This window comes from Streptomyces sp. NPDC018833 (assembly GCF_044390825.1).
Lineage (GTDB): Bacteria > Actinomycetota > Actinomycetes > Streptomycetales > Streptomycetaceae > Streptomyces.
The window spans coordinates 203831-216444 of record NZ_JBIRZM010000013.1 but is presented as its reverse complement, the minus strand read 5'-3'; the positions used below and the strand labels follow the sequence as shown (position 1 = coordinate 216444).

At 72.9% G+C, this 12614-nt stretch carries 9 protein-coding genes; 4 read left to right on the top strand and 5 right to left on the bottom strand.

Annotated elements, in window-relative coordinates; all coding sequences use genetic code 11:
- Window positions 1–104: 104 nt before the first annotated feature.
- The 3 genes from ACH5AF_RS25240 to ACH5AF_RS25230 all read right to left on the bottom strand — a co-directional run bounded on the left by ACH5AF_RS25240 (window position 105) and on the right by ACH5AF_RS25230 (window position 3472).
- Window positions 105–1043 (bottom strand): hypothetical protein, encoded by a 939-nt coding sequence (locus ACH5AF_RS25240; RefSeq protein ID WP_398904448.1) that lies wholly within the window; start codon window positions 1041–1043, stop codon window positions 105–107.
- Between the two features lie 70 nt (window positions 1044–1113).
- Entirely contained in the window at window positions 1114–2640 is a 1527-nt protein-coding gene (locus ACH5AF_RS25235) for a hypothetical protein (protein WP_398904446.1), read from the bottom strand.
- A gap of 121 nt (window positions 2641–2761) precedes the next feature.
- On the bottom strand, window positions 2762–3472 hold the full coding sequence (locus tag ACH5AF_RS25230) for a GntR family transcriptional regulator (RefSeq protein ID WP_398904445.1): 711 nt from the start codon (window positions 3470–3472) through the stop codon (window positions 2762–2764).
- Window positions 3473–3792: 320 nt separating this feature from the next.
- Here ACH5AF_RS25230 and ACH5AF_RS25225 point away from each other — a divergent pair, with 320 nt between their 5' ends.
- The 4 genes from ACH5AF_RS25225 to ACH5AF_RS25210 all read left to right on the top strand — a co-directional run bounded on the left by ACH5AF_RS25225 (window position 3793) and on the right by ACH5AF_RS25210 (window position 7451).
- The gene (locus ACH5AF_RS25225; protein WP_398904443.1) at window positions 3793–5070 is read left to right on the top strand and encodes an MFS transporter; all 1278 of its coding nucleotides are present in this window, start codon (window positions 3793–3795) and stop codon (window positions 5068–5070) included.
- 112 nt (window positions 5071–5182) lie between these two features.
- Window positions 5183–5947, top strand: a complete 765-nt coding sequence (locus ACH5AF_RS25220; RefSeq protein ID WP_398904441.1) for a LamB/YcsF family protein — start codon at window positions 5183–5185, stop codon at window positions 5945–5947.
- Window positions 5944–6588 (top strand): 5-oxoprolinase subunit PxpB, encoded by a 645-nt coding sequence (pxpB, locus tag ACH5AF_RS25215; RefSeq protein ID WP_398904440.1) that lies wholly within the window; start codon window positions 5944–5946, stop codon window positions 6586–6588. Before ACH5AF_RS25220 ends, pxpB begins: the two co-directional genes overlap by 4 nt.
- The gene (locus ACH5AF_RS25210) at window positions 6585–7451 is read left to right on the top strand and encodes a biotin-dependent carboxyltransferase family protein (RefSeq protein WP_398904438.1); all 867 of its coding nucleotides are present in this window, start codon (window positions 6585–6587) and stop codon (window positions 7449–7451) included. The genes pxpB and ACH5AF_RS25210 overlap by 4 nt, the downstream gene beginning before the upstream one ends.
- 101 nt (window positions 7452–7552) lie before the next feature.
- Here the strand turns inward: ACH5AF_RS25210 and ACH5AF_RS25205 are convergent, their stop codons facing one another.
- Window positions 7553–11149: a hydantoinase B/oxoprolinase family protein gene (locus ACH5AF_RS25205; protein WP_398904436.1), complete on the bottom strand. Its 3597-nt coding sequence runs from the start codon at window positions 11147–11149 to the stop codon at window positions 7553–7555.
- The gene (locus ACH5AF_RS25200; RefSeq protein ID WP_398904434.1) at window positions 11146–12069 is read right to left on the bottom strand and encodes an SGNH/GDSL hydrolase family protein; all 924 of its coding nucleotides are present in this window, start codon (window positions 12067–12069) and stop codon (window positions 11146–11148) included. Before ACH5AF_RS25200 ends, ACH5AF_RS25205 begins: the two co-directional genes overlap by 4 nt.
- Window positions 12070–12614 lie beyond the last annotated feature (545 nt).

Sequence of the window (12614 nt, the reverse complement as noted above, 5' to 3'; positions counted from 1 at the left end):
CTTCTTCTGGCTTCGTCAGCGGTGTGGCGTCTGACGCGTGGGGGGCGGCTGCGCGGCGGCGGCAAGGCGGGGCGGTCACGCCGGGAACGGCGAGGCGGGGGCGGTCACGCGTGGAACGGCAGCCCCGCGTCGGCCACCAGCTCCAGGTCCTCGCCGTCGGGCGGAGCGACGAGCGTCGCCGTGCCGTCGCTGACCGCGACGACGCCCAGCTCCAGCAGCTCGGTCATCGCGGCGCTCCCGGCCATGTCGCGCACCTGCAGCTGATACCGGGCGGTGGTGCGGTAGGCGCCGCCCGCGTCGTCGCCGGTCCGCTGGAGGAAGCCCGAGTCGGTGAGGAAGGCAACCGCCTTGCCGACGATGCCGGTGGTGGATCCGGCGAGCCGGCGGGCGTCCTTGGTGGCACCTGTCGCGCTGCGCCGCGCGTACACCCGCCAGGCCGCTTCCAGTCCCGGGGCGTCGCTGGCCGGGTCGCTGTTCTCGCCCTGTTCCTCGGCGCGTTCCTCCAGCCGGCGGCAGGCCTGCCGGACGAAGGCGTCCACGCCGTTGACGGTGATCCGGCCGATGTAGCCGTCGTCGGCGAGGTCCTCGGGGCGCGGGAAGGCCATCGCGGCGACGGCGAGATGGGCCAGCCCGTGGAGGAAGCGGTCGGCCGAGTCGGGGGCCGCCCGGCGCGCATAGTCGCCCATGCGGACGGCGAAGACGGAGTCCTCGGCCGCGGTGACGGCCATGCCCGCGCGGGGCGAGACCTCCAGCACGACGAGGCCGAGGCCGGTGGCGACGGCGTCGGCGAGGCGTGCGAAGGGGGTGTCCTCGCGGTAGCGGCGCAGGAGGTCGGCATATTCGGCGTCGCGGGCGGGGAGCAGCTTGGGCTGGAGGCCGAAGGAAACGAGACGTGCGGCGTCGGCGGCGTCGGCGGGGGTGATGGTGCCCGTGCCGCGGCCGGGTGCGGGTCCGGTGGGGGCGGAGATGGGGCCGGTCGGGGGGCCGAGCGGCGCGTCGGCCTCACGCCACGGTGTGGCGTGGTCTGCGTGCTGCTCGGTCACGGTCGCTGCTCCTTCGTGCGGTGGTGGTGCGGGTGCGAGCGGGGGCCGCCTGTGGCGGCCCGTGGAGACGTCACACTCCCTCCGTGCGGTCCGCCGCCATGCCTGCCGCGTCCAGCAGCGCCGTGCCCACGATCAGGTCCGCTCCGCCGAACTCGCGGTCGTCCAGCTCCGTACCGTCGTCGACGGCGAAGAGCAGGCGCTGCTCACCCTGCCGGTACGCCGTGCCGACCGGCGGGCTCGCCGCGTGGACGGCCAGCAGGGCGACGAGGTAGGGCAGCTCGGGATCGGTCCGGCGGGCATCGGCGAGCAGACCGGACAGCCGGCGGGGTGCGTCGTGCTCCAGGTCGAGCAGCTCCATGGCGCTCGCGAGCTGCTCCTCGCTGAAGCGGCTGTCGTCGGGGGTGGCGATCAGGTCGGGCTCCGGCATCTCCGCGCCGAGGTGCTCGCGCTCCGGCGGCGGGGTGAGCAAGAGGTCGATCAGGTCACCGACGCGGACGGAGGCGGGGGTGCGCGGTCCGGTGCCGCGTGCGAAGAAGGCGTCGGTGACGCGGGTCGCCGAGGCGACGGGCAGGGGGAGCAGGGGCGCCACCAGCTGGCCGTACAGGTCGAGTCCGGTCCGGGCGGTGGGGCGGGCGAACGCCTGGCGGTCCTGCTCGGCGCGGAAGAGCGGACCGGCCTCGAGGAGCCGGGACTGCAGTTGGGTGTGACGGCGGATGCAGTCCTTGACGATGTCGACGAGCTCGGCGGCGCGGCGCTTGTGCTCGGGGTCCTCGGCCTCGTCGCGGGCCTTGCGGATGTTGGTCAGGATGGCGTTCTCGTGGCGGTAGCGGTCGGCGACGTGGTCGAGGGCTTCCGCGATCATGTCGGGGACGGCGTTGAGCCAGTCGACCGCGCGTACGTTGCGCCGGGTCGCCTCCAGGGTCCGGCGCAGGGTCTCCGAGTACTGCACGGTGCGGTAGCGCGCCTGCTCGGCGGCGAGCTGGGCGTCGGCGAGGCGGCCCCTGCTGATGAGGATCTCCAGCTTCACCTCGGCCGCGATCTGTGCGCTGGTGACGTCGGTGTCGAGTGCGCCGACGAGGACGTTGACCGCTTCGTCGGTCGTGCGCAGATAGACGCTGCCGCCGTATCCGGGGACTTCCTCGATGAGCTTGAAGTCGTAGTCGCGCCGGGTGTAGACGCCGTCCGTGCCGAAGGTGCCGTACACGGCGCGGAATCCGCGGTCCACGCTGCCCACGTTGATCAGGTTCTCCAGGACCCAGCGGGCGACGCGCTCGTGCTCGGCCTGCGGACGGTCCGGTGCCTGGGCCGCGACGCGCGGGAGGAGTCGGGCCACTATCTGGTCGTGGTCGGCTCCGGTGTCGAAGTCCATGTGGAGGGTGACGAGGTCGATCGCGGCGAGGGCGACCTCGGCCATCGCGTAGACCGTGTACTCCCCGGCGAGGTTGGCCTTGCGGGCGTCGAGGTCGTGCAGCGGAGCGGTGCAGGCGAGCGCGCGAAGACGCCGCGCCAGTCCTTCGTCGGCGGCCGGGCCCTGCGCGGGCCGCGGCCCCGCGCTGAGCTGGGGCGGAACGAATTCCGTCGGGGCAGGCGAAGTCACGGTGCACAGATTAGGTCCTCGCACCGACAACGGAGAAAACGGCGCAGAAGCGACCGCTCCCGCGCGCTGCAAGCCCCGCACGCTCCGCGCCCGCAGGTCCCGCCGCCTGCGCCGGGGCCTGCTACGTCTCGTCCACTTCGAGGACGGCTCCTGCGTACGTCTCGACGAGCCGGGCCCGCGAGTCGTCGAGGTAGTCGGCGAGGAGCCGTTCGGCCTTGGTGCGCTCGCCGGCGCGCAGCGCCTCCAGAATCTCCCGGTTGCGCACGAGATAGGGCTGGTGCAGTCCGCGGAGGTCGTCCACGACGTGGAACGCGAGACGGAGCTCCGCGAGGACGCCGCGCATCAGTTCGTCGGTGCGTGTGCTGCCTGCCAGGGCCACCAGTTCTCGGTGGAAGTGGATGTTGGCGGTCGCCACGCCTTTCCAGTCGCGTGCGCGCGCGGCGCGTTCGCCACCGGTGACGGCCGCGTCGAGTTCGGCGAGGTCGTAGGGCGGCTCGCCGAGGCCCTGCACGACGGCGCATTCGACGAGCTGCCGGGTGCGGTAGATGTCCTCTACGTCCCTGACTGCGAGCATGCGCACGAAGACGCCGCGGTTGAGCCGGTGGACGAGCAGCCGTTCATGGGTGAGCAGCCGGAAGGCCTCGCGCAGCGTGTTGCGCGAGACGCCGAGCGCCTTGCCGATGCTGTCCTCCGACAGCCGCTCGCCGGGCGGGAAATAGCCCTCGGCGATGCGGGTGCGCAGGACGTCGGCCACCCGCTCGGCCGTGCTCGTGCGCCCCAACAGCGGGCGGTCGTCAGCCAGTCCGCCGATAACGGGCTCCGTCGTCCCCACAACGCCCTCTCTCCCTCGCCGGGCAGCTCACACCGGCGCACGGAATCCATCGTAGAAGCTCGAACGTCTCAACGCGCCCCTTGTCGGATCGTTCAACAATCCTCTACGTTGGCGTCACCGCTCGGCCCGCATGGGCACTCGTGCAGCATCCACACAGCCCGGCAAGACTCCCGAACGCACTTCCCCACACCCTCCCGAAGGCACTCCCCACACCCTCCCGAACGCACTCCCCAGCAGCTCACGAACGCACTTCCCAGCGCACGCCCCACCGGCACTCCCCAAGGCATCCGACGGCACTCCCTCCCCTCAGCGAGGTGCAGATGAGTACGACCCAGGCCCAGCTGAAGCACGGCGAACTGCCGGAGCACACCGGCACCTTCGCGTGGTTCCGCTCCCTCGGCCCGCAGGGCCGGCGCGCCTTCGGCGGCGCGTTCGGCGGCTACGCCCTCGACTCCTACGACTACTTCACGCTGCCGCTGAGCATGGTGGCGATCTCCGCGTACTTCAGCCTCGACAACGGACAGACCGGACTTCTCACCACGGTCACACTGGTCGTCTCGGCGATCGGGGGCGCGCTCGCCGGGGTCCTCGCCGACCGCATCGGCCGGGTGAAGGCTCTGATGATCACTGTGATCACCTATGCGGTTTTCACCGTTCTGTGCGGTTTCGCTCCTAACTACGAGACGTTGCTGGTTTTCCGCGCGCTCCAGGGCCTCGGTTTCGGCGGTGAGTGGGCCGTCGGCGCGATCCTGGTCGCCGAGTACGCGACGGCGAAGCACCGGGGCCGCACACTCGGCGCGGTACAGAGCGCGTGGGCGGCCGGCTGGGCGCTCGCGGTCATCGTCTACACGCTGGTCTTCGCGTTCCTCGACGCCGACACCGCCTGGCGCGTGCTGTTCTGGACGGGCGCCCTGCCCGCCCTGCTGGTCGTGTACGTTCGGCGCAATGTCAGCGACGCGCCCGAGGCGGCCAAGCAGCGCCGCAGCAGCACCGAGCGCGGATCGTTCTCCACCATCTTCAAGAAGGACCTGCTGCGCACCACCGCCTTCGCCACCCTGCTGTCCACCGGCGTCCAGGGCGGCTACTACACGCTCGCGACATGGGTGCCGACATATCTCAAGACGGAGCGCGGTCTCACCGTCGTGGGTACGGGCGGCTATCTCGCGTTCCTGATATCCGGTGCCTTCATCGGCTACCTCACCGGCGGATATCTGACCGACCGCATCGGCCGCAAGAACAACATCACGCTGTTCGCCGTCCTCTCGGCGGCCGGAATCGTGGCCTACACCAACATCCCGTCGGGGGCCAACGGCCTGCTGCTCGTCCTCGGATTCCCGCTCGGCTTCTGCATGTCCGCGATCTTCAGCGGCTTCGGCTCGTACCTGAGCGAGCTGTATCCGACCGCCGTGCGCGGGACCGGCCAGGGCTTCACGTACAACAGCGGCCGTGCGGTGGGCGCCTTCCTGCCCACCCTCGTCGGATTCCTGTCCGACAGCTGGGGCGTCGGCGGCGCCCTGGTCCTCGGCGCCGCGGGATACGGCGTCGCGGTGCTGGCGCTGGTGGGTCTGCCGGAGACACGTGGAAAGGAGCTGGTGTGAGCGTGACCGTCTCGCCCCCGCCGTTGGCCCCCACCCATCCACCGGGCCGGGTACGCGTCACGGGCGCCCGTGACAAGCAGTACCCAGCGGCCTGACCGAACAGGAGCATCACATGATCTGGGCGTCCATCGACCTGAACGCGGACCTCGGCGAGGGCTTCGGCCGCTGGCGGCTGACGGACGACGAGGAGTTGCTCTCCATCGTCACCAGCGCCAATGTCGCCTGCGGCTTCCACGCCGGCGATGCGGCCACCATGCGCCGTGTCTGCGAGCTCGCGTCCGCGCGCGGGGTGCGGATCGGCGCCCAGGTCTCGTATCGCGACCTGGCCGGCTTCGGGCGGCGTTCCATGGAGGTCCCGCCCGACGAGCTGGCCGCCGAAATCGCTTACCAGATAGGAGCGTTGGAGATCTTCGCGCGTGCGGCCGGCTCCCGGGTGTCCTACGTCAAGCCGCACGGCGCCCTGTACAACCGCGTCGTGCACGACGAGGAGCAGGCCGCGGCCGTCGTCGAGGGTGTGCTGTTGTCGGGCGAGCGGCTGCCGGTCCTCGGGCTCCCCGGATCCACGCTGCACGTCATGGCGGAGAAGGTCCAACTACCTGTGGTGGCCGAGGCGTTCGCCGACCGCGCCTACACGGCTGAGGGCACCCTGGTGCCGCGCGGGCAGGACGGAGCCGTCATCAGTGACACGGCGGCCGTCGTGGAACGGTCCCTGAATCTGGCCCGTTCCGGTGTGATCACCGCGCGGTGCGGACGTCCCGTCGGGGTGCGAGCGCGTTCCCTGTGCCTGCACGGGGACACACCGGGCGCCGTTGCGCTCGCCCGCGAGGTCCGGCAGCAGCTGGAGACGTCCGGCGTGCGCGTGGAGGCCTTCGTATGAGCGCCACCGCCCCGGCCCGTGATCTACGCGTCCTGCCCGTCGGCGACCGGGCGCTGCTGGTCGAGCTGCCCGGCGGCAGGGAGGCGGAGGCGCTGCACGCGGAGCTGCTGCGCCGGCGAGCGGCGGGCCTGCTTCCGCCGGTGTGGGAGATCGTGCCGGCCGCCCGGACGGTGCTGTTGGACGGCGTGGACCATCCGCGTGCCCTCGCCCGGGAGCTGGCCGGCTGGGTGATACCGGACCTCGACCCGCCCACGGAGCGCTCGGTCGAGATCCCGGTCCGCTACGACGGCCCGGACCTGCCGGACGTCGCCGCCCTCTGGGACGTGTCCGTGGAGGCGGCCGTGCGGATCCACGCCTCGGCCCGATTCCGCGTCGCCTTCTGCGGTTTCGCACCCGGCTTCGGCTATCTGACGGGCCTTCCCCAGCGGTACGCGGTCCCCCGCCGGGCCACCCCCCGCACCACGGTTCCGGCCGGGTCCCTCGCCCTCGCGGGGGCGTACTCCGGGGTCTATCCCCGCTCGTCACCGGGCGGCTGGCAGCTGATCGGCTCGACGGACGCCGTTCTGTGGGATCCGGCGCGCGAGCCGGCGGCCCTGCTCTCCCCCGGGACGCGGGTGCGTTTCGTGCCGGAGGCGCGATGACGGACCGGGCCCTCGCGGTCGTACGGGCAGGGGCGCTGACCACGGTTCAGGACGGCGGCCGACCCGGGCACGCCCATCTCGGGGTTCCGCGTTCGGGAGCTCTGGACGCCCGGGCCGCGCACCTCGCGAACCGTCTGGTGGGCAACAACGAGGGCGCGGCCGTTCTGGAGACGACGCTCGACGGGTGTGCGCTGCGGCCACGCTGCGCGGTCGTGACCGTGGTGGGCGGTGCGCCGTGCGCGGTCGCCGTCGACGGCCGCCCGGTGGCATGGGGCGCACCCGTGCGGGTGCCGGCCGGAGCGCTGCTGGAGGTCGGACGGGCCGTGCGGGGCGTGCGGAGCTATGTCGCCTTCGCAGGCGGCATCTCCGTCGATCCGGTGCTGGGCAGCCGCTCCACCGATCTGCTCTCCGGCCTGGGGCCGGAGCCGCTCACGGTCGGTGCCGTGCTGCCATTGGGGGCGCCCTGCGGTCCGCCGGGCCATGTCGACGGCGCGCTGCCCTGGCGCGCTCCCCCGGCCGAGCTGGTCCTGCGGATACGGCTCGGGCCGCGCGACGACTGGTTCACCCGCCAGGCCATCGGGACGCTGACCGGGCCCGGGTACCGGGTGTCGTCGGCGAGCAACCGCATCGGGCTGCGCACGGAGGGCCCGCCGCTGGAGCGTGCCGTCGCCGGTGAACTGCCCAGCGAGGGCATGGTGCTGGGCGCGGTGCAGGTGCCGCCGGACGGCCGGCCCGTGGTGTTCCTCGCCGACCATCCCACGACCGGCGGCTATCCCGTGGTGGGCGTTGTCGACGGCCGTGACCTCGCAGCGGCGGCGCAGGCGGTGCCGGGCACCCCCGTGCGCTTCACGCCGGTGCGATGACCCCCAAGGATCCGGCGGGCGCGCCCGACCGCTGTGGCACCAGGCAACCGGCTGGCCCGGTGCGGCACCAGGCCACTGGGCGGCCCGGGCGACGCACGCGCTCACCGGTCGGGCGGGCCGTAGCCGCCGCCCCCGGGCGTCCTCAGGACCAGCACGTCGCCGGGTCCCACGTCCACGGAGGCGACCCCCGCCAGCCGCTCCACGCTCCCGTCCGCGCGTACGACATGGTTCTCGCCGAGGGCACCGGGTTCGCCGCCGGCCATCCCGTACGGCGCGATCCGCCGGTGTCCGGTCAGCAGCGCCACGGTCATCGGCTCCAGGAACCGGATCCGCCGTACGGCTCCGCTGCCGCCGTGCCACCGGCCGTGCCCGCCGCTGCCCTCCCGTACGGCGAAGGAGTCCACCCGTACCGGGTAGCGCCACTCCAGCACCTCCGGGTCGGTCAGCCGTGAGTTGGTCATATGGGTCTGGACGGCGTCCGCGCCGTCGAATCCGTCGCCCGCCCCCGAGCCGCTGGCGACCGTCTCGTAGTACTGCACACGGTCGTTGCCGAACGTCACGTTGTTCATCGTGCCGGAGCCTTCCGCCTGCACTCCGAGCGCCGCGTACAGCGCGCCCGTGACGGCCTGCGAGGTCTCCACATTGCCCGCGACCGTGGCCGCCGGGTAGGACGGCGCGAGCATGGACCCCTCGGGGACCCGCACTTCGAGCGGCTCCAGACAGCCGCTGTTGAGCGGAATGTCCTCACCGACCAGCGTCCGGAAGACGTACAGCACCGCAGCCATGACCACCGACGTCGGTGCGTTGAAGTTGCCGGGCTGCTGCGGCGACGTACCCGTGAAGTCGATGAGCGCGCTGCGCCGTTCACGGTCCACCCGGACGGCGACGCGAATGACCGCGCCGCCGTCCGTTTCGTAGCGGTACTGGCCGTCGCCGAGGCGGGCGACGATGCGGCGTACGGACTCCTCCGCGTTGTCCCGGACGTGCCGCATATAGGCCTGGACGACGTCCGTGCCGAACTCATCGGTCATCCGGCGCAGTTCGGCGATCCCCTTCTCGTTCGCGGCGATCTGGGCCCGCAGGTCGGCGAGGTTGGTGTCAGGGGCCCGGGAAGGATGGCGGGCGCTGGTCAGCAGCTCGCGGGTCTCGGCCTCGCGCAGGCGTCCGTCGCGTACGAGCAGCCAGTTGTCGAACAGCACCCCTTCCTCGTCGACGGTCCGGCTGAACGCGGGCATGGACCCCGGGGTGATGCCGCCGATCTCGGCATGGTGTCCGCGCGACGCCACCAGGAAACGCAGCTCCTCGCCCTCGAACACCGGTGTCACGACGGTGACATCCGGCAGGTGGGTGCCGCCGTGGTACGGGTCGTTGATCGCGTACACGTCGCCCGGCCGCATCGATCCCGCGTTGCGGCGCAGCACCTCCTTGATCGATTCCCCCATGGAGCCGAGGTGTACGGGGATGTGCGGCGCGTTGGCGATCAGGTTGCCGTCGGCGTCGAACAGGGCGCAGGAGAAGTCCAGCCGTTCCTTGATGTTGACGGAGTGGGCGGTGTTCTCCAGGCGTACACCCATCTGCTCGGCGATCGCCATGAAGAGGTTGTTGAACACCTCCAGGAGCACGGGGTCCACGTCCGTGCCGACCGCGACCCGTCCGGGCCTCGGCAGCACGCGGGTCAGCAGCAGGTGTCCGGTGTCGCCCGCGGCGGCCTGCCAGCCCGGGTCGACGACCGTCGTCGCGTCGGCCTCGGCGACGATCGCGGGGCTGGGGATCGCGTGTCCCGGCCGCAGATCGCCGCGCCGGTGGAGCGGTACGGTCCGCCGCTTGCCGTCGACGAAGACGGGGACGCGCGCGGACGGCGCGGACTCCCCCTGGCCACCGGCCTGTTCCACCAAGGTCTCCGCGTGCTCGCCTGCCGCGCCCACGGCCTCGACGGAGACGGCCTCAACGACGAGCGGCTTGTCCATGGTGAAGGCGTAGCGGGTGCGGTGGAGCGATGCGAACCGCGCCTTCATGGCCTCGGCGGAGCCGAGGGGGACGGGAAGGCTCGCGTCGGTTCCCGCGTACCGCACCAGGACGCGCGCGTGCGTGGTGATCGCGTCATCGGGGACCTCGTCGGCCCGCAGTTCGGCGCGGGTGCGGTCGGCGAGTTCGTCGCACAGGGTACGGACACGGGCGACGGTGTCCTCGTCGAGCGGGGCCTCCACGGACTGTTCTCGCATGGCGGTGGCATCGGCGAGGCCGATGCCGTACGCCGACAGCACTCCGGCGAGCGGCGGCACGATCACGGTGTCGACGCCCAGGGCGTCGGCGACGGCGCAGGCGTGCTGGCCGCCCGCACCGCCGAAGGAGGTCAGCGCGTAGCGGGTGACGTCGTGGCCGCGCTGGACGGAGATCTTCTTGACGGCGTTGGCCATGTTGAGGACGGCGATCTCCAGGAAGCCGGCGGCCACCTGCTCGGCGGTGCGCGCTGTGCCGGTGGCGCGCGAGACCTCCTCGGCGAGCGCGGTGAAGCGTTCACGCACGGTGTCGGCGTCCAGGGGCTGGTCGCCATTCGGCCCGAACACCGCGTGGAAGTGTGCGGGCTGGATGCGGCCGAGCATCACATTGGCGTCCGTGACGGTCAGCGGACCGCCGCGCCGGTAGCAGGCGGGGCCGGGGACGGCGCCCGCCGAGTCGGGGCCCACCCGGTAGCGGCGCCCGTCGAAGTGGAGCACGGACCCGCCGCCGGCGGCGACGGTGTGGATGCTCATCATCGGCGCACGCATCCGGACGCCCGCCACCTGGGTGCCGAGCTCCCGCTCGAACTCTCCCGCGTAATGCGACACATCGGTGGACGTACCGCCCATGTCGAAGCCGATGACCTGCCCGTACCCGGCCTGCTCCGATGTACGGGCCATGCCGACGACACCGCCCGCGGGCCCGGAGAGCACGGCGTCCTTGCCGCGGAAATGGGTGGCCTCGCGCAGCCCTCCGTTGGACTGCATGAACATCAGGCGGATGCCGGCGAGTTCGGCGGCGACCTCGTCGACGTAGCGCCGCAGGATCGGTGAGAGATACGCGTCCACGACCGTCGTGTCGCCGCGGGGGACGAGCTTGATCAGCGGGCTGACCTCGTGCGAGCAGCTGACCTGGGCGAAGCCCAGGTCGCGGGCGACGCGGGCGATGCGCCGCTCGTGGTCGGGGTGGCGGTAGCCGTGCATCAGGACGACGGCGGCGCTGGACAGGCCGTCGGCGCGGGCTGCGGTCAACTGCTCGGTGACCGCGTCGATGTCGAGCGGTACGACGACGGTGCCGCGGGCGTCGATGCGTTCGGGGACCTCGACGACCCGGTCGTACACCGCCTCGGGAAGAACGATGTGGCGGTCGAAGAGCCGGGGCCGGTTCTGGTACGCGATGCGCAGCGCGTCCCGGAAGCCCTGGGTGATCACGAGCACGGTCGGCTCGCCCCGGCGCTCCAGCAGGGCGTTGGTGGCGACGGTGGTGCCCATCCTGACCGCGGCGACGCGGTCGGGCGGGACGGGCTCGTCGTCGGGTGTGCCGAGCAGCAGGCGGATGCCCGCTACGGCGGCGTCCCGGTACCGCTCGGGGTTGTGCGAGAGCAGTTTGCGCGTCACGAGCCGTCCGTCGGGGCGTTTGCCCACGATGTCGGTGAAGGTGCCGCCACGGTCGATCCAGAACTCCCAGCGCCCGCTCATTCCCCCATTCTTGCCCCGGCGGGTCGGAAGGAGGGCTCCGGCGACAGGGCGGCGAGCGCGGCGGACAGGGCGTGCTCGGCGGAGCGGTCCAGGCGCGCGCTGGTGCCGCGGGCCCAGTGCCGTATCTCGTCGCCCGCGAGCCGCAGCAGCTGCGGCACCAGGTCGGTGCACCGGCGCGCCACCCAGCCGGTGCCTGCCGTGGCCAGCCACAGCAGCGCCTCGGCGCGGGTGGGGCGCGGCCGGTCGGGTTCGGTCGAGGGAGGCCGGCCGTGGGCGAGTCCGCGGGCAGCGAGCAGGTCGTGGAAGGAGCGGGCGAGCATGCGGTGTCCCCGCTCGCCCGGGTGCAGTCGGTCGGCGCTCCACATCGAACGGTCGGCGACCCAAACGGGGTCGGCGGCATGCAGATGGACGGCGCCGTAGCGGTCGGAGAGGGCGTGGACGACGGCGTTGACGGCCCGCTGTCGCCGGGCCAGCGGCCGGGCGAGGGGCGCGGGCAGAGCGAACATGGCGCCGGGGTCGGGCAGGCAGGCGGTGAGCAGTACGGTGCCGTGGGCAGCGAGCGCACCGCACACCTCGTCGAGGTGGCACGTGAGCCGCCCGATGTCGAAGGTGCGCCGGAGGGTGTCGTTGACGCCGACGACGACGGACGCGATGTCCGGCCCGAAGGCGAGGGCCCGTGGCGCCTGGTCCTCGGCGACGTCGCGGCTGAGCGCGCCGCTGACGGCGAGGTTCCGGAAGACGGCGGGCCGCTCGTCGCTCCCTACGCCGTCGGCGAGCAGCGCGGCCCATCCCCGCCACCCGTCGTCGACGGGGTCGCCGACGCCTTGGGTGAGCGAGTCCCCGAGCGCGACGAACCGAACCGGCCGGGTGCTGACGGTCTGGCCCCGGCCCCGCGCGCCGCCGCGCCCCTGCGCGGCCACGGCACAGCGCCCAGCGGGGCGCAACGCATGTCCCCCGGGGAGGCCGTCGCCGTCCGGCCCCTCGCCGGCTCCGTCCGGCTCCCCGCCGACTCCCTCCGCGCCATGCCCGGATCGGACCACTTCGTCGGGCGGGACGCCGCCGCTGGCACAACCACCTGGCTCAGCGCTGCCCGGTAGCACCGGCCCCGCGAGCACGCCGCCGCACGACGGCCACTCCGCGGCCGCACCCACACGACCACCCCGCTCCTCACCGTCCACAAGCACCGGCCCCGCAAACACGCCGGTATGCGTTCCCTCGGCGCCCAGGCGCGCCCGTCCCGCCGGACCGGTCGCACCACCCCCGGGAGACGGGCCTGCCTCGCTCACCAGCCCCGGCCTCGTGCGGACGGGCTCGCAGCCGCAGGGCTGCGGGGCCGCCTCCTCCGGACGCACCGCTCCCGCGAGGCCCGCCTCGCCACGGGCGTGCGGCGTGTCGGCCGCGGGGGCCCAGACCCGCGCCGGAGTCGTCGCAGGGACGGCCCGCTCCCCCACGCCGCGCCCGACCG

Coding starts and splice junctions, on each gene's coding strand:
- ACH5AF_RS25225 (WP_398904443.1), top strand. CDS start 3,793: ATGAGTACGACCCAGGCCCAGCTGAAGCACGGCGAACTGCCGGAGCAC.
- ACH5AF_RS25220 (WP_398904441.1), top strand. CDS start 5,183: ATGATCTGGGCGTCCATCGACCTGAACGCGGACCTCGGCGAGGGCTTC.
- pxpB (WP_398904440.1), top strand. CDS start 5,944: ATGAGCGCCACCGCCCCGGCCCGTGATCTACGCGTCCTGCCCGTCGGC.
- ACH5AF_RS25210 (WP_398904438.1), top strand. CDS start 6,585: ATGACGGACCGGGCCCTCGCGGTCGTACGGGCAGGGGCGCTGACCACG.
- ACH5AF_RS25205 (WP_398904436.1), bottom strand. CDS start 11,149: ATGAGCGGGCGCTGGGAGTTCTGGATCGACCGTGGCGGCACCTTCACC.